Raw genomic sequence first — 20,124 nt, forward strand, 5'->3', positions numbered from 1 at the left:
ATGCGTATTTCTACACAGCAGTATTTCGACACCAGCGCCAGCAAGTACCAGACGAACTATTCCGGTGTGGTGAAAGCCCAGGACCAGGCGAGCAGCGGTATCCGGGTGCAGACCGCCTCCGATGACCCGGTCGCCGCCGCGCGCTTGCTGCAATTGCAGCAACAGAAAGACATGCTTGGCCAGTTCAACGGCAACATCAACACCCTGCAGAACTCGCTGACCAACGAAGAATCGGTGTTAAAGAGCATCAACACCGCCTTGCAGCGCGGTAATGAACTGGCGCTGCGTGCGGCCAACCAGTCCCTGAGCGATGACGATCGTAAATCCATCGCCAGCGAAGTGGGCGCGCTTGAGGACCAGGTGCTGGGCTTGCTCAACTCCAAGGATGCCAACGGCAACTACATGTTTTCCGGGTCGAAAACCGACACGCCGCCTTACATCCGCAATAACGACGGCACCTACACGTATCAGGGTGACGAGACGCCGCTGAGCTTGCAGATCTCGGACAATCTGTCGATGGCGGGGGGCGACACCGGTAAGTCGATGATGGAAAGTTCGACCAACACCGGTCGCACCCAGGCTACGTTGTTGCCGCCTGCGGTCAATGACGGCAAGGTCGCGGTATCGGCGGGCACGGTGACCTCCGGTGTCACCTACACCAAGAGTTTTACCGACGGCCAGCCCTACAAGCTGACCTTCAGCAGCAGCACGCAGTATTCCGTGACCGACAAGGACGGTAACGACGTTACCTCGGAGATTCCCGGCAACGGCACTTTCGACGCGACCAAAGAGGGCGCATCCAGCGTCAACCTGCGCGGCGTCAAGTTCGATATCAGCCTGACGCTCGGCGCGGACGTTGCGCCCGGCGCTGACTCCGACGCACTGGTGGCGGGCAAGGCGTTCACCCTGCAATCCAAGCCGGACACCTTCAGTGCTTCGCGTTCGCCAGGCAACGCGTCGACTGCACAAGTCACCGGTGGCCAGGTGACGGATCAGGCGGCCTACGCCAGCACCTTCCCTGATACCGGTGCGGTGATCAAATTCACCAGCGGCACCACGTATGAGGTGTATGCGCAGCCCTACAGTCCGAACAGCAAGACCATCGCGACCGGCACCATGGCTGCCGGTGCCACCTCGATCAACGCGGCCGGCGTGACGTTCGACATCAGTGGTGCGCCAGGGGCGGGCGACCAGTTTGCGGTCAGCGCCGTCAGCAACAAGAACGAAAACGCCCTGGACACGTTGAGCCAATTGCGCAAAGCCCTGGAAACGCCGGCTGACGGCAATCTGGTCGCGCAGAACAACCTCAAGGATGTGGTGGCCAAAACCATCGGCAACCTGAACAACGCCAGTTCACAGATTGACCAGGTGCGCGGCTCCATCGGTGCTCGCCAGAATGCCCTGGATCTTCAAACGGATGAAAACACCAGCCTGGGGACTGCCAATACCAACACCATGAGTTCCCTGGGCAACGTCGACATGGGTCAGGCGGCGATCAACCTGCAGCTTCAGCAAACCATGCTGCAGGCCTCTCAGTTGGCCTTTGTGAAAATCTCTCAGTTGAGCCTGTTCAACAAAATGTGATGTCCGCAGCTGCAAACCGGCGGCTCACCCTGGAAACGGGGTGGGCCGTTGTGGTTTTTGGCGTTTGTATGTCCCCGTGTTTCGCACAAAGCTCAGAAAATTGAGTGACCTGTGAGTCATAAAGCGCATCTTCACTGTATCGTGTGAAAAGGATAGGTCGTCGCCAGGTCTCTGCGAGGGCCTGCCGCCAGGGTAAAAAGGCGGTTTTCGGCGAGTTTTTTGCGGGGTCATCCCCATTATTGTCAGCACCCGGCGACGTGTCTCGCGGGGTGTTCTCCAGCTATTTAGTATTGGGAAGCCACAATGATTGGCATAAAAAGCATCGCCAGTTACGTGCCGGCAGACGGGATTGATAACTACGCCCAGGGTGCCAAATTCGCCAAGGATGAAGAATTCATCATTGGCAAGATCGGTTCGGCGTTCCTGCCGCGCAAGGATGCCGCGCAGGAAACCTCCGATCTGTGCGTCGAGGCGGTCAACGCCTTGTTTGCCAACAACCCCGATTTGAAGCGCGAGTCCATCGATGCGCTGATCGTCGTTACCCAGAATGGCGACGAAGAGGGCTTGCCTCACACCGCCGCCATCGTCCAGGACAAGCTGGGCCTGCCGACGCACGTGGCGGCCTTCGATATTTCCCTGGGCTGCTCGGGCTACGTCTACGGCATCTATGCGATGAAGGGCTTCATGGAGGCTACCGGCCTGAAGAACGGCCTGCTGGTGACCGCCGATCCGTACTCGAAGATCGTCGACCCTGAAGACCGCAACACCACCATGCTGTTCGGCGATGCCGCTACCGCCACCTGGATGGGTGAAGATGCGCCGTGGCAGTTGGGCAAGTCCAAGTTCGGCACTGACGGCTCCGGTGCGCCGCACTTGAAGGTCAGCGATGGCGTGTTCTTCATGAACGGCCGCCAGGTGTTCAACTTCGCCTTGCTCAAGGTGCCGGCGCATTTGCACGAGCTGCTCAACGAATCGGACCTCAAGGCTGACGAGATCGATGCGTTCTGCATCCACCAGGGCAGTGCGGCGATTGTCGACGCCGTGGCCCGGCGTTTTGAAGATGCTCCGGTAGATAAATTCATCAAGGACATGGTCGAGACTGGCAATACCGTGTCCTCGAGCATTCCGCTGCTGCTGGAAAAGCACATGCTCGACTCCACCTGGAAGCGCGTCGCCATCAGTGGTTTTGGTGTGGGGCTGTCCTGGGGCTCGGCGATTTTGCACCGCCCTTGACGACTTAAAGGCGCTGCACAAAAAAACGCCCATGATCGAAAGATCATGGGCGTTTTTTATTTGGCGCCAGAAAGCCAACAATTGCTGGGGTTTGGGCTATCGTAAATGCTTGAATTAAAAGGGGTGGCACGGCGCCAGTAAAAAAAATCAAAAAAGTCCTCAAGCAACCTGCTTTCACGACGATAACTATTACGAAGGTTCTCTAGGCCACACCCGGCGGTTGCCAGGGCCGGAAGCCGCAGTACACCACCCACGAGGATTTCGTCATGGCATTAACAGTAAACACCAACCTTGCTTCGTTGACCGTTCAGAACAACCTGAACAAGGCTTCCAGCGCCCTGCAAACTTCCATGCAGCGCCTGTCCTCCGGCCTGCGTATCAACAGCGCCAAAGACGATGCGGCCGGCCTGCAAATCGCTGGTCGTCTGACCAGCCAGATCAACGGCCTGGGCGTTGCCATCAAGAACGCCGGTGACGGTAACTCCATCGCGCAAACTGCTGAAGGCGCGATGCAGCAATCCACCAACATCCTGCAGACCATGCGTTCCCTGGCTCTGTCGTCCGCTAACGGCTCCCTCAGCGCTGACGACCGTAAGTCGAACCAGGCTCAGTACGCTGCTCTGAGTTCGGAATTGACCCGTATCGCATCGACCACTACCTTCGGTGGCCGTAACCTGCTGGACGGTTCTTTCGGTACTACCGCTTTCCAAGTAGGCGCGAACGCCAACCAGACCATCAACATGAGTCTGGGTAACGTAGCGGCCAGTAACATCGGTTCGCAGCAACTGCTGTCCAACGCTCAGACGCCAAGCCTTAACGGTGTTGCGGGCGGCACTATCACTGTGACCGGTGGTGGTCAGGTGTCGAACGCTCTGACCATCGCTCAAGGCGCGTCGGCCAAGCAAATTGCTGCCCAGCTTAATGGCGCAGTAGGCGGTCTGGCGGCCACTGCTAGCACTGAGCTTCAGTTCACGCTTCCTGCTGGTGGCTTTCCTGCGGCCACTCCTAGCGGTAAGTTCGACCTTACAGTCGGCAGCGGTCCTACTGCCTCTACTGTTTCGTTCGTGGGTATCACCAGCGCTGCCGACCTGGCGGGTCAACTGAACTCCAACGCTGCCAAACTGGGTATCAGCGTTAACTTCAACCAGTCGACCGGCGCCCTGTCGATCAAATCCGACTCGGGTGAGAACTTCACCTTCGCCAATGCTGACACCGGTGCCCAAACTATCGGCATTGCCACTAAAGGCGGCGACGGTAAGTTCAATGCTACCGTGACCAACCTGGCCGCAACCAACCTGACCGCTACCGGCCAAGTTTCGTTGAACTCCAGCTCCAGCTACTCGCTGGCTGGCAACGGCGTTACCGGTGTGTTCGGTGCTGCAGCTGCTACCGCTGTCAACTCGGCGCAAGTCGTCGTCAGCAATACCGACGTGACCACTGCTGACAACGCACAGAAGGCTGTAGACGTGCTGACCCAAGCACTGTCCACCATCGACTCTCAGCGTGCTGACCTCGGTGCGGTACAAAACCGTTTCGACAACACCATCGCCAACCTGCAGAGCATCTCGGATAACTCCACCGCTGCCCGTGGCGTGATCCAGGACGTTGACTTCGCCGCTGAAACTGCTCAGCTGACCAAGCAACAAACTCTGCAACAGGCTTCGACTGCGATCCTGTCCCAGGCGAACCAACTGCCATCCGCTGTACTGAAGCTGCTTCAGTAATAACGGCACTTGGTAACTGACGGAAGGGCGCGTTTACGTGCCCTTTTGTCTTTTGTCTAATGAGGTGATTGGTCATGGACATGAGCGTCAAACTGAACCTGTCTTACCCTGCGGCAGCGCCACAGAGTGCACCCGCTCCTGTCAGTGCCGATCCGCAGAAGCCCAAGGTGGACGCCGTTGCTGGCGCGAAAGATGCCCAGCAGCCATCGAGCCACACCGACTTGAAAAAAGCGGTCAACGACATAAACGAATTCATCCAGGCTGCCCAGCGCAAACTGGATTTTTCCATTGATGACTCCACCCACCAGGTTGTGGTCAAGGTCATTGCGACCGAAAGCGGTGAGGTCATTCGCCAGATTCCTTCGGAATTGGCCCTGAAACTCGCCCAGAGCCTTCATGACGCCAGCAGCTTGCTGTTTGACGCCAAGGTCTAAACTGGCATGAACTTTGTTGCGAAAACTGCCTAGAGCGTGATTCGTCAATAAAGCATCAGCCCCGGATTAGGAGAAAGACGATGACAGTCGTAGCAGGTCTAACGGTCAACGGCCCGGGTACGGGCATCGACGTTCAAGGTCTTGTGAAGTCGTTGGTGGGGTCGCAAACCGCACCCAAGCAAGCGCAGATCGACAGCCAGACCAAAACATCCACTGCGCAACTGACCTCAATCGGCAAGATCCAGGCGGCTCTGGACGCGTTCCGGGGCGCGCTGGACACCATGACCAAGACTGTTAACTTCAGCGGCTTGAGTTCGACGCTGTCGAACGACAAGCTCGCGACGGTCACGTTGGGCCCAGGTGCCGCCGCCGGCAACTTTACGCTGGGTGTCACCCAATTGGCCACGGCGTCAAAGGTCTCCACCGCAGTAATTCCTGGCGGGCCGACGGCCGTTGTCAATTCCGGGGTCTCGGCGACGGTGTTTACGGTCTCCCAGTCCGGCAAGAATTACAGCGTCAGTGTGCCACCGGGCGGAACCCTGCAGCAGGTGCGCGATTCGCTCAACTCGCAGTACGGCAACGCGGGCTTGAGTGCCAACATCCTGACTGACTCCAACGGTTCGCGGTTGGTGGTCACATCGTCGACGACCGGTGTCGGTAGCGACATCACCTTCAAGGGTTCCTCGGGCCTGGATACGGGTGCGACGGTTGTGGGCTCGGCGCCGCAGAACGCCATATATAACCTTGATGGCAGCCCTCAAGAGTCCACGAGTAATACCCTGCCCGACGCAATCAGTGGTGTGAGCATTACCTTGACGGGGGTTTCGGCAGCTACTGACGGCCCTAACGGCGCTTCGACGATCAAAGTCTCTGCGAACAGCGCAACCCTGAAGTCGGCAGTCAAGGGCTTCACAGATACCTACAGTGCGTTGGTCAAGGCTGTGAATGCCGAAACTCAGGTCACCACCAATGCCGACGGTTCCGTCACGCCAGGCCCGTTGACCGGGGACAGTTCGGTGCGCAGCATGATGGCGTCGATCCGCAACGTGATGAACTCGGTGACCGGTAGCGGCTCGTTTTCATCCCTGGCGCAGTTTGGCGTGACCACGGACCAGACAGCGGGCACCCTGAGTGTCAGTGATGTGGCGTTTGACAAGGCGGCCCTCACAAACGGCTCCGACATCAACAGCATCTTCACCGGGCCCAACGGGCTGCTGGCAAGCCTGACGAATGCCACCGCCAACTTTGCGCTGAGCAAGACCGGGGTGTTCGCCGAAAAGTCCGCGACCCTGCAGGATAACCTCAGGGATTTGACCAACCAGCAGACCGCCCTGAACACGCGTTCTGATGCCCTGACGGCGTCCCTGACCCTGAAATACAACGCCATGGACTCCCTGGTTGCCCAGCTCAAGGCTCAAGGCGACAGCGTCATGACCACCCTCAACTCGCTGAACAATCCGAAGTCCACCTGATTGGCGGATGGATAAAGCCCGCCGAAGGCGCTGTGTCAAAGCGCCAGGCGGGCTAAAGTTTTGTGTAACGCCGTCGACATAATAATCAGCGTCCACCCTTTTAGTTGTCGCCTGTCACGAGGTAGAAACATGAATCCCATGAGAGCCCTTCGCCAATACCAGAAGGTCAACACCCACGCCCAGATCTCCGAAGCCAGCCCGCACCGCCTGGTGCAGTTGCTGATGGAAGGCGCACTGGATCGTATGGCGCAGGCCAAGGGTGCGATGGCTCGCGGTGATATCGCGCAGAAGGGGTTGATGCTGGGCAAGGCGGTGGACATCCTCGTCGGGTTGCGTGACGGCCTGAACCCCGAGAAGACCCCGGACCCGATTGCACTGCAGCAGTTGGATAACCTGTATGCCTTCATGACCATGCGCCTGCTGGAAGCCAACCGTCAGAATGACGCTGCGATGATCGATGAGGTCGCAGGTCTGATGATTACGCTCAAGGAAGGCTGGGACGGTATTGCCACAGAGGTACAGTAGGCCGTAAGGCCTGAGGACGATGTCATGAGCCAAGCATTGCAAAAAATCGACGAGACCCGTGAGGCGCTGTCCGAGGCGTTGGCTGAACGCAACTGGGGGGCGATCGGCGAACTGGATTTGGGCTGCCGCGCGTTGATCGATGCTGCGCTCAACGAGGAATCGGCGGATGAGGCAGCCATTCGGGCAAAACTGGAAGACTTGCTTTCGGTCTACCAGCAGTTGCTTGAGGCGACGACAGGGGAGCGACAGGCTATTTTCGAAGAGATGTCGCAGTTCAACCGAGCTAAACATGCGTCAAAGGTTTACCATATGTTCGGCTGAAAGCTCAGTTAATCCGAACACCGCGCGTCATAAATTTGACTGTGCACGATTTTTTGACTTAACTAGTGCTATTTTCAGACGTCAGAAAGCCGTAGCGCAGAAAATGCCTACAGCAATCTAGATTGCCCCAACTCGAGGGCATTAGAGTTTTACTAGGGAAGTTGCTATTGCATGTGGCGTGAAACCAAAATTCTGCTGATCGATGACGATAGCGTTCGGCGCCGCGATCTGGCGGTGATCCTGAATTTTCTTGGCGAAGAAAATCTACCCTGTGGCAGCCACGACTGGCAGCAGGCGGTCAGCTCTTTGTCGTCGAGCCGCGAAGTCATTTGTGTGCTGATCGGGACGGTAAACGCTCCTGGTGCAGTTCTGGGCTTGTTAAAGACACTGTCGACCTGGGATGAGTTCCTTCCGGTGTTGCTGATGGGCGATATTTCTTCCGTGGACCTCCCGGAAGACCAGCGCCGCCGCGTGCTTTCCACCCTCGAAATGCCCCCCAGCTACAGCAAATTGCTCGACTCCCTGCACCGTGCCCAGGTCTACCGCGAGATGTACGACCAGGCCCGCGAGCGCGGCCGTCACCGCGAACCCAACCTGTTCCGCAGCCTCGTCGGCACCAGTCGTGCGATCCAGCACGTGCGCCAGATGATGCAGCAAGTGGCCGACACCGACGCCAGTGTGCTGATCCTCGGCGAGTCGGGCACCGGCAAGGAAGTGGTCGCACGCAACCTGCACTACCATTCCAAGCGTCGTGACGGGCCGTTCGTGCCGGTCAACTGCGGGGCGATCCCGGCAGAACTGCTGGAAAGCGAACTGTTCGGCCACGAGAAGGGCGCCTTTACCGGGGCGATCACCAGCCGTGCCGGGCGTTTTGAACTGGCCAACGGCGGCACCCTGTTCCTCGACGAAATCGGCGACATGCCGCTGCCGATGCAGGTCAAGCTGCTGCGGGTATTGCAGGAGCGCACCTTCGAGCGCGTGGGCAGCAACAAGACCCAGAGCGTCGACGTACGCATCATCGCGGCCACCCACAAGAACCTCGAAAGCATGATCGAGGTCGGCAGCTTCCGCGAAGACCTGTACTACCGCCTCAACGTATTCCCGATCGAAATGGCGCCCCTGCGCGAGCGCGTCGAAGACATCCCGTTGCTGATGAACGAGCTGATCTCGCGCATGGAACACGAAAAGCGTGGTTCGATTCGCTTCAACTCGGCGGCGATCATGTCACTGTGTCGCCACGGCTGGCCGGGCAACGTCCGCGAGTTGGCCAACCTGGTGGAGCGCATGGCGATCATGCACCCGTACGGGGTGATCGGCGTGGTCGAGCTGCCGAAGAAATTCCGCTACGTCGACGACGAAGACGAGCAATTGGTGGACAGCCTGCGCAGCGACCTGGAAGAGCGCGTGGCCATCAACGGCCACACGCCGGACTTCGGCTCCACCGCCATGCTGCCGCCGGAAGGCCTGGACTTGAAGGACTACCTCGGCAGCCTCGAACAAGGCCTGATCCAGCAGGCACTCGACGACGCCAACGGTATCGTCGCCCGTGCCGCCGAGCGCCTGCGCATCCGTCGTACCACCCTGGTGGAAAAGATGCGCAAGTACGGCATGAGCCGCAAGGAAGGTGATGAACAGGCGGATGATTGACGCCTGTTTTTCAACTGACTGAAAACCAAGCCTATTTTTTTAGGCACGGGTATTGCTACAGCACTCGCAACGTTCCGTTTAACTGACGGTCAGCCAAGCGAGAGAGCATGATGCCCCACGCCGCCCAACTATCTTCGGTCCCTGACACTCAGGGACCGGCCCCCTCCGTAGAGCAGATCAGCCGCCTCGGGCTTGAACAGGCTTTTTCCCTGTTCAACCAGATGTCGAGCCAGTTGACTGACTCCTACAGCCTGTTGGAAGCCCGGGTTTCCGAGCTTAAAGGCGAGTTGGCCGTGGTCAGTGCCCAGCGCATGGAAGAGCTGGCCGAGAAAGAGCGACTGGCCAACCGTCTGCAAAACCTCCTCGACCTGTTGCCCGGTGGCGTGATCGTCATCGACGAGCAGGGCCGTGTGCGCGAAGCCAACCCGGCGGCCTGCAACATGCTTGGCCTGCCGCTGGAAGGCGAGCTGTGGCGCGAGGTCATCACCCGCTGCTTTGCCCCGCGGGAAGACGACGGCCACGAAATCTCCCTCAAGGATGGGCGCCGCCTGTCCATCGCCACGCGTTCCCTGGATGCCGAGCCTGGCCAGTTGGTGTTGCTCAACGACCTGACTGAAACCCGGCACCTGCAAGACCAGTTGGCCCGCCATGAGCGCCTGTCGTCTTTGGGGCGAATGGTCGCTTCCCTGGCCCACCAGATTCGTACGCCATTGTCGGCCGCGCTGATTTACGCCAGTCATTTGACTGATGAGCAATTGCCCGCCGCCACCCACCAGCGTTTTGCCGGCCGCCTCAAGGAGCGCCTGCACGAACTGGAGCATCAGGTGCGCGACATGCTGGTGTTTGCCCGCGGCGAATTGCCGCTGACCGATCGCGTCACCCCGGCCGCCTTGATGCAGTCCCTGCAAGCGGCGGCCGCCACTCATATCCAGGAAGCGTCAGTCCGTTGGCAGTGCGACAGCCATTACGGCGAGTTGCTGTGCAACCGCGACACCCTGGTGGGCGCGCTGCTCAACCTGATCGAAAACGCGACCCAGGCCAGCGGCCCCGGGGCGCGGCTCAAGGTGCACCTGTACAACCGTGGCGAGACCCTGCGCCTGAGCATCAGCGACAGCGGCAGCGGGATTGACCCGGTGGTGCTGCAGCGCCTCGGCGAGCCTTTTTTTACCACCAAGACCAACGGTACCGGCCTGGGCCTGACCGTGGTCAAGGCAGTCGCCCGTGCACATCAGGGAGAATTGCAGCTGCATTCCCGGTTGGGTCGTGGCACGTGCGCGTTGATCACGCTGCCGCTGTTTTCATGCGCCGTCAGCGCGGAGTAAAAGGTCATGGCTATCAAGGTTTTATTGGTTGAAGACGATCGCGCCCTGCGTGAAGCATTGGCTGACACGCTGTTGCTGGCGGGCCATGACTATCGGGCGGTCGGTTCTGCCGAAGAAGCCCTGGACGCGGTGGAGCAGGAGTCCTTCAGCCTGGTAGTCAGCGACGTCAACATGCCGGGCATGGACGGACACCAGTTGCTCGGCCTGTTGCGTGCGCGCCAGCCGCAACTGCCGGTGCTGCTGATGACCGCCCACGGCGCCGTCGAGCGTGCCGTCGACGCCATGCGTCAGGGCGCTGCGGATTACCTGGTGAAACCCTTCGAACCCAAAGCCTTGATCGAACTGGTCGCCCGGCATGCCCTCGGCACCCTGGGCGCTGCAGAGGGTGAAGGCCCGATTGCCTTCGAACCGGCCAGCGCGCAATTGCTGGAACTGGCGGCCCGTGTTGCCCGCAGCGATTCCACCGTGCTGATCTCCGGCGAGTCCGGTACCGGCAAGGAAGTACTGGCGCGCTACATCCACCAACAATCCCATCGTGCCAGCCAGCCGTTCATTGCGATCAACTGCGCGGCCATTCCCGACAACATGCTCGAAGCCACCTTGTTCGGCCATGAGAAGGGCTCGTTCACCGGCGCCATCGCGGCGCAGGCCGGCAAGTTCGAACAGGCTGACGGCGGCACCATCCTGCTCGACGAAATCTCCGAAATGCCCCTGGGCCTGCAAGCCAAGTTGCTGCGGGTATTGCAGGAGCGCGAAGTGGAGCGGGTGGGCGCACGCAAGCCGATCCAGCTGGACATCCGTGTGGTCGCCACCACCAACCGCGACCTGGCGGGCGAAGTGGCGGCGGGGCGCTTCCGTGAGGACCTGTTCTACCGGCTCTCGGTGTTCCCGTTGGCCTGGCGCCCGTTGCGCGAGCGCCCGGCCGACATCATCCCGCTGGCCGAGCGCCTGCTGGGCAAGCACGTCAATAAAATGAAGCATGCCCAGGCGCGCCTGTCGGCCGAGGCCCAGGCCTGTCTGATCAGTTACCCGTGGCCCGGCAACGTGCGGGAACTGGACAATGCGATCCAGCGTGCGTTGATTTTGCAGCAGGGCGGCCTGATCCAGCCCCAGGATTTCTGCCTGGCCATGGGCGCGGGCGCAGCGCCGCAGCCGAGCCTGGCTGCCGCGCCACAGGTCGAAGCCGTGCCTGCCGAATCCGCCGGCGCCCTGGGCGACGACCTGCGTCGCCGGGAATTCCAGATGATCATCGACACCCTGCGCTCCGAGCGCGGGCGCCGCAAAGAAGCCGCCGAGCGCCTGGGCATCAGCCCGCGCACCCTGCGCTACAAGCTGGCGCAGATGCGTGACGCCGGGATGGACGTGGAAGCCTATCTCTACGCCACCTGAAAATTCTCAAAGCCGACAGGGCCAGTCGCCTTTTCTTACAGAATGCCACGGAGCTGGCACCCTTGTTGCTACCACCCCTGTAATCGCTGTGTAGTGTCAAAAAATTGCGGGTCGTCGGAGAGAAAGTTCATGAGCCAAGGTGTTGAGTTCAATCGGTTGATGTTGGATATGCGGTCCATGCAAATGGATGCCATGGCTCAACCGAAATCCGCCGCGCAAGCCGTACCGGAATTGGGCCAGAGCAGCTTTGCCGACATGCTCGGCCAGGCCATCAACAAAGTCAGCGACACCCAGCAGGCATCCAATCAGTTGGCGACCGCCTTCGAGATCGGCAAGAGCGGCGTGGACCTCACCGACGTGATGGTCGCCTCGCAAAAAGCCAGCGTTTCATTCCAGGCCTTGACCCAGGTGCGCAACAAACTGGTTCAAGCCTATCAAGACATCATGCAGATGCCGGTTTAAGGACGATTTGAGTCATGGCAGAAGCACTCGTGGATAACGCACCCGCCAAGGCAGACGGCAAGCCGCCGCTGTTTGGCCTGTCGTTCCTGGAAAACCTCTCCGAGATGACCATGTTGCGTCAGGTAGGCCTGATGGTCGGCCTGGCTGCCAGCGTGGCGATTGGTTTTGCCGTGGTGCTGTGGTCCCAGCAACCGGATTACCGTCCGTTGTACGGCAGCCTGGCGGGCATGGATTCCAAGCAGATCATGGAAACCCTGGCGGCGGCAGACATCAGCTACACCGTCGAACCGAATTCCGGCGCCCTGTTGGTCAAGGCCGACGATGTGGCCCGTGCGCGGATGAAACTGGCGGCTGCCGGCGTAACCCCGTCCGACGCGAATATCGGCTTTGAAATCCTCGACAAGGACCAGGGCCTGGGGACCAGCCAGTTCATGGAAGCCACCCGCTACCGTCGCGGCCTGGAAGGCGAACTGGCGCGCACCATCTCCGCCCTGAACAACGTCAAGGGCGCCCGCGTGCACCTGGCGATTCCGAAAAGCTCGGTGTTCGTGCGTGATGAACGCAAGCCCAGCGCCTCGGTCCTGGTCGAACTCTTTGCCGGCCGCTCCCTTGAGCCTGGCCAGGTATTGGCGATCATCAACCTGGTGGCCACCAGCGTTCCTGAATTGAGCAAGTCGCAGATCACCGTAGTCGACCAGAAGGGCAACCTGCTGTCGGACCTCGCGGAAAACTCCTCGCTGACCATGGCCGGCAAGCAGTTCGACTACAGCCGCCGTATGGAAAGCATGCTGACCCAGCGGGTGCACAACATCCTGCAACCGGTGTTGGGCAATGATCGCTACAAGGCTGAAGTGTCGGCCGACGTCGACTTCAGCGCCGTCGAATCGACCTCCGAGCAGTTCAACCCGGACCAGCCGGCCCTGCGCAGTGAGCAATCGACCACCGAACAACGTACCGCCAGCAATGGCCCGCAAGGCGTGCCGGGTGCCCTGAGCAACCAGCCACCCACCCCGGCCACTGCCCCGCAAACCACCGGTGGCGCTGCCGCTACCGCAGGCGCGGTGCAGCCTGGCCAGCCGCTGCTGGACGCCAACGGCCAGCAGATCATGGACCCGGCCACCGGCCAGCCCATGCTCGCGCCGTACCCGGCCGACAAGCGCAACCAGTCCACCAAGAACTTCGAGCTTGATCGTTCGATCAGCCACACCAAGCAGCAACAGGGTCGGATCAATCGCCTGTCGGTGTCGGTGGTGGTGGATGACCAGGTCAAGGTCAATGCCGCAGACGGCGCCATCACCCGCGCCCCATGGAGCGCCGATGAATTGGCGCGCTTCACTCGCCTGGTGCAGGACGCGGTGGGCTTCGATGCCAGCCGTGGCGACAGCGTCAGCGTGATCAACATGCCGTTCTCCGCCGAGCGTGGCGAAGTCATCGCCGAGGCAGCGTTCTATACTCAGCCGTGGTTCTGGGACATCGTCAAGCAAGTGCTGGGGGTGTTGTTCATCCTGTTGCTGGTGTTCGGCGTGCTGCGCCCGGTGCTCAACAACATCACCGGCCACGGCAAGAAGCAACTGGCCCTGGCCGGCGGCGACGTCGAGCTGGGTGGCATGGGCGGCCTCGATGGCGAACTGGCCAACGACCGCGTGAGCCTCGGTGGCCCGCAAAGCATTCTGTTGCCGAGCCCGAGCGAGGGTTATGACGCTCAGTTGAACGCAATCAAGAGCCTGGTGGCCGAAGACCCGGGTCGTGTGGCCCAGGTCGTGAAAGAGTGGATTAACGCAGATGAGTGATAGCCGAGCTGCAGTAGCCAAACTCTCCCGGGTCGACAAAGCCGCCGTGCTGTTGCTGTCCCTCGGAGAAACCGACGCCGCCCAAGTGCTGCGCCACATGGGGCCCAAAGAGGTTCAGCGTGTCGGCGTGGCCATGGCGCAAATGCGCAATGTGCACCGCGAGCAAGTCGAGCAGGTGATGAGCGAGTTCGTCGAGATCGTCGGCGACCAGACCAGCCTGGGCGTCGGCTCCGACAGCTACATTCGCAAGATGCTCACCTCGGCCCTGGGCGAAGACAAGGCCAACGGCCTGATCGACCGCATCCTGCTGGGTGGCAACACCAGCGGCCTCGACAGCCTGAAGTGGATGGAACCGCGGGCCGTGGCCGATGTGATCCGCTACGAACACCCGCAAATCCAGGCGATCGTGGTGGCGTATCTCGACCCCGACCAGGCCGGTGAAGTGCTCGGCCACTTCGACCATAAGGTGCGCCTGGATATCATCCTGCGCGTCTCGTCGTTGAACACCGTGCAGCCAGCGGCCCTGAAAGAACTGAACACGATTCTCGAGAAGCAGTTCTCGGGCAATTCCAACGCTTCGCGCACCACCCTGGGCGGCATCAAGCGTGCGGCCGACATCATGAACTTCCTCGACAGCTCGGTGGAAGGCCAGTTGATGGACTCGATCCGCGAGATCGACGACAGCCTGTCGGTGCAGATCGAAGACCTCATGTTCGTGTTCAACAACCTCTCCGATGTCGACGACCGTGGCATCCAGGCGTTGCTGCGGGAAGTGTCCTCCGACGTGCTGGTGCTGGCCCTCAAGGGCTCCGACGAAGGCGTCAAGGAAAAGATCTTCAAGAACATGTCCAAGCGGGCTTCCGAACTGTTGCGCGACGACCTCGAGGCCAAGGGCCCGGTGCGCGTCAGCGACGTGGAAACTGCGCAGAAGGAAATCCTCACCATTGCCCGCCGTATGGCCGAAGCCGGAGAAATCGTTCTCGGTGGGAAGGGCGGCGAAGAAATGATTTAAGGCGCCGCGCATGTCGAACAAAGATGAGACGCCCAGCGATCTGATTCGCGCACGGGACGTCGGAGGGTTCGACGTCTGGTCGCTGCCCAGTTTCGACCCGCATCGCCCGGAGCCTGAGCCGGAGCCGGTAGAAGAACCCCCGGCCGAGATGGAAGAAGTGCCGCTGGAGGAAGTCCAGCCACTGACCCTGGAAGAGCTCGAAAGCATTCGCCAGGAAGCCTACAACGAAGGTTTCTCCGCCGGCGAGAAGGATGGTTTTCGCAGCACCACCCTCAAGGTCCGCCAGGAAGCCGAGGCCGCGCTGAGCGTCAAGCTGGCCAGCTTGGAAACCCTGATGGGCAGCCTGTTCGAGCCCATCGCCGAGCAGGACTCGCAGATTGAAAAAGCCATGGTCGGGCTGGTGGAGCACATCACCCGCCAGGTGATTCAGCGCGAATTGGCCCTGGACTCCACGCAAATCGAAAGCGTGATGCGCGAAGCCCTCAAGCTGCTGCCCCTGGGCGTCGGCAACGTGCGGCTGTACATCAACCCGCAGGATTTCGAACAGGTCAAAGCCCTGCGCGAGCGCCATGAAGAAACCTGGCGCATCGTCGAAGACGCTGCGCTGCTGCCCGGTGGTTGCCGGGTCGAGACCGAGCACAGTCGCATCGATGCCACGGTGGAGACGCGCATCACGCAGATCATGGCCAAGCTGTTCGATCAGTTGCACGAGCAGGCGCTGCACCCGGCAGAGCCGGACTTGAGCGTCGAACTGGACACCCCCGATGCGCCTTGATCGCACCAGCTTCGCCAAGCGCCTGGGTGGCTATGCCGAAGTCACCGAGTTGCCCGGCCAGCCGATCCTGGAGGGCCGCCTGCTGCGCATGGTCGGCCTGACCCTGGAAGCCGAAGGCCTGCGCGCCGCCATGGGCAGCCGCTGCATGGTGATCAACGACGACAGCTACCACCCGGTGCAGGTCGAAGCCGAAGTGATGGGGTTCTCCGGCAGCAAAGTATTCCTGATGCCCGTCGGCAGCGTTGCCGGCATTGCCCCCGGCGCTCGCGTGGTGCCGCTGGCCGACACCGGCCGCCTGCCGATGGGCATGAGCATGCTCGGCCGCGTGCTGGATGGCGCCGGGCGCGCCCTCGACGGCAAGGGTGGGATGAAGGCCGAAGACTGGGTGCCGATGGACGGCCCGACCATCAACCCGCTCAAACGCAACCCCATCAGCGTGCCGCTGGACGTGGGCATTCGCAGCATCAACGGTTTATTGACGGTGGGCCGCGGCCAGCGCCTGGGCCTGTTTGCCGGTACCGGCGTGGGTAAGTCGGTGTTGCTGGGGATGATGACGCGCTTTACCGAGGCCGACATCATCGTGGTCGGGCTGATCGGCGAGCGGGGCCGGGAGGTGAAGGAATTCATCGAGCACAGCCTCGGCGAAGAAGGCCTCAAGCGTTCGGTCGTGGTGGCCTCACCGGCGGATGACGCGCCGCTGATGCGCCTGCGCGCCGCGATGTACTGCACGCGCATCGCCGAATATTTTCGCGACAAGGGCAAGAACGTCCTGCTGCTGATGGACTCCCTGACCCGTTTCGCCCAGGCCCAGCGGGAAATCGCCCTGGCCATCGGCGAGCCGCCGGCCACCAAGGGCTATCCGCCGTCAGTGTTCGCCAAGCTGCCCAAGCTGGTGGAGCGTGCCGGTAACGCCGAAGCCGGTGGTGGTTCGATCACTGCGTTCTACACCGTACTCTCCGAGGGCGATGACCAGCAGGACCCGATTGCCGACTCGGCGCGGGGCGTGCTCGACGGGCACATCGTGCTGTCCCGGCGCCTGGCCGAAGAAGGGCACTACCCGGCCATCGACATCGAAGCCTCCATCAGCCGGGTGATGCCGTCGGTGGTCACCCCGGAGCACATGATGCGCGCGCAGCAGTTCAAGCAACTGTGGTCGCGTTATCAACAGAGCCGCGACCTGATCAGCGTCGGCGCCTATGTGGCCGGCGGCGATCGCGAGACCGACCTGGCGATTGCCCTGCAACCGCAACTGGTGACGTACCTGCGCCAGGGCCTCAACGACAAGATCAGCATGGGTGAAAGCGAAGCACACCTGGGCACCATCTTCGCGCCGGCGCCAGGCGGATAAACCATGGCCAACACTCGCGCCGCGCGCCTTGCCCCGGTAGTGGACATGGCCGAAAAAGCTGAAAAGACCGCCGTCCAGCGCCTGGGATACTTCCAGGGCCAGGCTCGCCTGGCGGAAAGCAAGCTGGGGGATCTGGAGCGCTTTCGCGGCGAGTATCAGCAGCAGTGGATCGAGCGTGGCAGCAAGGGCGTCTCCGGGCAGTGGCTGATGGGCTACCAGGGCTTTCTCAACCAGTTGGAAACCGCCGTCGGCCAGCAGCGCCAGAGCCTGGCCTGGCACCAGGCCAACGTCGACAAGGCCCGCGACAGCTGGCAACAGGCCTATGCCCGGGTCGAAGGCCTGCGCAAACTGGTGCAGCGCTACATCGACGAAGCCCGTGCACTGGAAGACAAGCGCGAGCAGAAATTGCTGGATGAATTGTCCCAGCGTCTTCCCCGCCAAAACCCCTATTAACCACGCCCTCGCTCCTACATGGATTTGCCCACTTCCCTATCACCTGCTACACCTTGTTGCACATTGCCAATGACAAGGAAGCAGTCGTATGTCAGTCGAATCAGAAGTGTCCCTGGACGGGACGAAGTTGACGATCACCGTCAGGGGGCGATTCGATTTCGGTAGCCACCAGGCCTTTCGTGATGCCTACGAGCGGTTCTACAAGGTGCCCGAGATCTACGTGGTGGACTTGAAGGAAACCACCTACATGGACAGCTCGGCCCTGGGCATGCTCCTGCTGTTGCGTGACCATGCCGGAGGCGACAATGCCGAAGTGCAGGTGGTCAACGCCAACTCCGATGTGCGCAAGATCCTGGCCATTTCCAACTTCGACAAACTGTTCGACCTCACTTGAGCGTCCTGGCCCCGGTCCTCGAGGCGCTGACGGTGTTGATCGCCGAAGACAGCGCCGCCGACCTGTTGTTGCTGTCGACCATCGTGCGCCGCCAGGGCCACCAGGTGCTGACCGCCAGCAACGGCCAGGAAGCGGTCGATGTGTTTACCCGTGAACGGCCGCAGTTGGTGTTGATGGACGCCCTGATGCCGGTGATGGACGGCTTCGAGGCGGCCCGTCAGATCAAGCAGCGGGCGGGGGAGGCGCTGGTGCCGATCATCTTCCTCACCTCCCTGCGCGAGAGCGAAGCCCTAGCCCAGTGCCTGGATGCCGGGGGTGACGACTTCCTGGCCAAACCCTATAACCAGGTGATCCTGGCGGCAAAGATCAATGCCATGGATCGCCTGCGTCGCTTGCAGGCCACGGTGTTGCAGCAACGCGACCTGATCGCCCGGCACCACGACTACCTGCTGCAGGAGCAGCGAGTGGCCAAGGCGGTGTTCGACAAGGTGGCCCACTCGGGCTGCATCAACGCCGCGCCGAATATTCGTTATGTGCAGTCGCCCTACGCGCTGTTCAACGGCGATTTGCTGTTGGCCGCGTACACGCCGTCGGGCGATATGCATGTGCTGCTGGGGGACTTTACCGGCCACGGTTTGCCGGCGGCGGTCGGCGCCATGCCCCTGGCGGAAGTGTTCTACGGCATGACTGCCAAGGGCTACGGATTGGCGCAAACCCTGCGGGAGATGAACGCCAAGCTCAAGCGCATCCTGCCGGTGGACATGTTCTGTTGTGCCACCTTGCTGTGCCTCAGCGCCCAGCGACGGGTGGTAGAGGTGTGGAGCGGCGGCATGCCCGACGGCTACGTGCATGACGTCACCACCGGCAAGCGTACGCCGCTGGTGTCGCGGCATTTGCCATTGGGCGTGCTGGCGGCCGAGGCGTTTGATGACCGCACTGAAGTCTGGCCGATGGCGCTGGGTGACCGAGTGTTTTTGCTGTCGGATGGTGTGCTGGATACCGCCGATGCCCATGAACAGTTGTTTGGCGCCGAGCGGTTGCAGCAGGTGTTTGCGGCCAATCGCGAGCCGGACCGGTTGTTCGAGGAGATCGAACAGGCCTTGGCGGGTTTTCGCGGTGAGGTGCGCGATGACATCAGCATGGTGGAGATCAGCCTGCAGGCGGATGAGCCGTTGCGTTCGTCGTCGGTGGTGTATTCCGACAGTGGGCAGTCGTCGCCGCTGGATTGGTCGGTAAGTTTTGAGTTTCGTGCCGAGACGCTCAAGTCCTACAACCCTTTGCCGTATTTGTTGCAGTTGCTGTTGGAGATTCATGGGCTGCGGGAGCAGAGCGGGGCGTTGTACAGCGTGATGGCAGAGTTGTATTCCAATGCGCTTGAACATGGTGTGCTGGGGCTGGATTCGCGGCTCAAGCGGGATGCACAGGGGTTTGCTGCGTATTACCGCGAGCGTAATGAGCGGCTGGCGCGGTTGGATAGCGGGTATGTGCGGGTGCGCCTGGATGTGGTGCCGACCGGGGAGGGGGGGTGTCTGACGCTGCGGATCGAGGACAGTGGGGCTGGGTTTGATGTGGATAAGGTGCTGGCCAGGCCGCTGGATGTTGACCGTCTGTCTGGTAGGGGATTGAGCCTGGTGCGCCAGTTGAGCAGCGATGTAGGCTGGTCTGACGGCGGGCGGTGTGTGTGCGTGGAGTTTTCATGGAAGGCTCTGGCATAATCCGCCGATTCTTGATCAAGGAGCGAACAAGTGGCAGAGATTCATCTGGACCCCGATGTGCTGACTGGCTTGCAGGAGGTCATGGAGGGCGAGTATCCGAAGCTGCTCGACACTTTTCTCGATGACTCGCAAAAGCGGGTAGAGGCGTTGCGCCGGGCTCGGGATGATGCCAAGGCGCTTGGGCGGATTGCGCATAGCTTCAAGGGGAGTAGCGGTAATCTTGGGGCGGTGCGGTTGGCTGAGCTTTGTCAGTTGCTCGAGGATAAGTCCGCCAAGCCTGTGGTTGCGGATTTGGCGCAGTTGGTGGATGAGATTGACCATGAATTCGCGCTGGTGCGGCCGTTGTATGAGCATGAGCGGGGGCGGTTTCAGCTCTGACGCTTTTGGTGTGTATATCGGTTTCTTCGGTAACGGCGGCTTATGGTTTCGCTCTTGCAGCGAGTCACTTTGCAAAAGCGGCACAGTAACCAAAGCGCTCTGCCCCATCAAAAACCAGAGCGAAAGCAGAGCTGCTTTTCTGTGGG

The 20,124-nt window shown here is 60.9% G+C and carries 19 protein-coding genes; all 19 read left to right on the forward strand.

What is annotated here, in order from left to right; genetic code table 11:
• The 19 genes from HX818_RS05025 (at position 1) to HX818_RS05115 (ending at position 19,978) form a co-directional block, all read left to right on the forward strand.
• Entirely contained in the window at positions 1 to 1,584 is a 1,584-nt protein-coding gene (locus HX818_RS05025; RefSeq protein ID WP_003214602.1) for a flagellar hook-associated protein 3, read from the forward strand.
• 303 nt (positions 1,585 to 1,887) lie between these two features.
• Entirely contained in the window at positions 1,888 to 2,817 is a 930-nt protein-coding gene (locus tag HX818_RS05030) for a ketoacyl-ACP synthase III (protein ID WP_003214601.1), read from the forward strand.
• A 266-nt stretch (positions 2,818 to 3,083) separates the two neighbouring features.
• Entirely contained in the window at positions 3,084 to 4,541 is a 1,458-nt protein-coding gene (locus HX818_RS05035) for a flagellin (protein ID WP_008434854.1), read from the forward strand.
• A 74-nt stretch (positions 4,542 to 4,615) separates the two neighbouring features.
• Complete coding sequence (locus HX818_RS05040) at positions 4,616 to 4,975, forward strand: flagellar protein FlaG (RefSeq protein ID WP_008434852.1); 360 nt, start codon at positions 4,616 to 4,618, stop codon at positions 4,973 to 4,975.
• Between the two features lie 80 nt (positions 4,976 to 5,055).
• A complete protein-coding gene (gene fliD / locus HX818_RS05045; RefSeq protein WP_177019586.1) occupies positions 5,056 to 6,447 on the forward strand; it encodes a flagellar filament capping protein FliD in 1,392 nt (463 codons plus the stop codon).
• Between the two features lie 129 nt (positions 6,448 to 6,576).
• Positions 6,577 to 6,972 carry a flagellar export chaperone FliS gene (gene fliS / locus HX818_RS05050; RefSeq protein WP_003214591.1) on the forward strand — a complete coding sequence of 132 codons (396 nt, stop codon included), beginning with the start codon at positions 6,577 to 6,579 and terminating at the stop codon, positions 6,970 to 6,972.
• A gap of 24 nt (positions 6,973 to 6,996) precedes the next feature.
• The gene (locus HX818_RS05055) at positions 6,997 to 7,293 is read left to right on the forward strand and encodes a hypothetical protein (protein ID WP_003214590.1); all 297 of its coding nucleotides are present in this window, start codon (positions 6,997 to 6,999) and stop codon (positions 7,291 to 7,293) included.
• A 171-nt stretch (positions 7,294 to 7,464) separates the two neighbouring features.
• Positions 7,465 to 8,940, forward strand: coding sequence for a sigma-54 dependent transcriptional regulator (locus HX818_RS05060; RefSeq protein WP_003214588.1), 1,476 nt, complete (start codon positions 7,465 to 7,467; stop codon positions 8,938 to 8,940).
• Between the two features lie 110 nt (positions 8,941 to 9,050).
• Positions 9,051 to 10,262 carry a PAS domain-containing sensor histidine kinase gene (locus HX818_RS05065; RefSeq protein ID WP_032899354.1) on the forward strand — a complete coding sequence of 404 codons (1,212 nt, stop codon included), beginning with the start codon at positions 9,051 to 9,053 and terminating at the stop codon, positions 10,260 to 10,262.
• A gap of 6 nt (positions 10,263 to 10,268) precedes the next feature.
• Entirely contained in the window at positions 10,269 to 11,651 is a 1,383-nt protein-coding gene (locus HX818_RS05070) for a sigma-54 dependent transcriptional regulator (protein WP_087694335.1), read from the forward strand.
• Between the two features lie 129 nt (positions 11,652 to 11,780).
• Complete coding sequence (gene fliE / locus HX818_RS05075) at positions 11,781 to 12,113, forward strand: flagellar hook-basal body complex protein FliE (RefSeq protein ID WP_003214581.1); 333 nt, start codon at positions 11,781 to 11,783, stop codon at positions 12,111 to 12,113.
• A 14-nt stretch (positions 12,114 to 12,127) separates the two neighbouring features.
• Entirely contained in the window at positions 12,128 to 13,903 is a 1,776-nt protein-coding gene (gene fliF, locus HX818_RS05080; protein ID WP_008434839.1) for a flagellar basal-body MS-ring/collar protein FliF, read from the forward strand.
• On the forward strand, positions 13,896 to 14,915 hold the full coding sequence (gene fliG, locus HX818_RS05085) for a flagellar motor switch protein FliG (RefSeq protein ID WP_003214577.1): 1,020 nt from the start codon (positions 13,896 to 13,898) through the stop codon (positions 14,913 to 14,915). The genes fliF and fliG overlap by 8 nt, the downstream gene beginning before the upstream one ends.
• A 10-nt stretch (positions 14,916 to 14,925) precedes the next feature.
• Complete coding sequence (gene fliH, locus HX818_RS05090; protein ID WP_177019587.1) at positions 14,926 to 15,690, forward strand: flagellar assembly protein FliH; 765 nt, start codon at positions 14,926 to 14,928, stop codon at positions 15,688 to 15,690.
• Positions 15,680 to 17,038: a flagellar protein export ATPase FliI gene (gene fliI, locus HX818_RS05095; RefSeq protein ID WP_087694334.1), complete on the forward strand. Its 1,359-nt coding sequence runs from the start codon at positions 15,680 to 15,682 to the stop codon at positions 17,036 to 17,038. The genes fliH and fliI overlap by 11 nt, the downstream gene beginning before the upstream one ends.
• A gap of 3 nt (positions 17,039 to 17,041) precedes the next feature.
• Positions 17,042 to 17,491, forward strand: a complete 450-nt coding sequence (fliJ, locus tag HX818_RS05100; RefSeq protein ID WP_177019588.1) for a flagellar export protein FliJ — start codon at positions 17,042 to 17,044, stop codon at positions 17,489 to 17,491.
• A gap of 88 nt (positions 17,492 to 17,579) precedes the next feature.
• The gene (locus HX818_RS05105) at positions 17,580 to 17,885 is read left to right on the forward strand and encodes an STAS domain-containing protein (protein WP_003214569.1); all 306 of its coding nucleotides are present in this window, start codon (positions 17,580 to 17,582) and stop codon (positions 17,883 to 17,885) included.
• Positions 17,882 to 19,600, forward strand: a complete 1,719-nt coding sequence (locus tag HX818_RS05110) for a fused response regulator/phosphatase (RefSeq protein WP_177019589.1) — start codon at positions 17,882 to 17,884, stop codon at positions 19,598 to 19,600. The genes HX818_RS05105 and HX818_RS05110 overlap by 4 nt, the downstream gene beginning before the upstream one ends.
• 30 nt (positions 19,601 to 19,630) lie before the next feature.
• Positions 19,631 to 19,978 (forward strand): Hpt domain-containing protein, encoded by a 348-nt coding sequence (locus HX818_RS05115; RefSeq protein ID WP_003214564.1) that lies wholly within the window; start codon positions 19,631 to 19,633, stop codon positions 19,976 to 19,978.
• Positions 19,979 to 20,124 lie beyond the last annotated feature (146 nt).

Source organism: Pseudomonas sp. F9001 (assembly GCF_013385435.1).
GTDB lineage: Bacteria > Pseudomonadota > Gammaproteobacteria > Pseudomonadales > Pseudomonadaceae > Aquipseudomonas.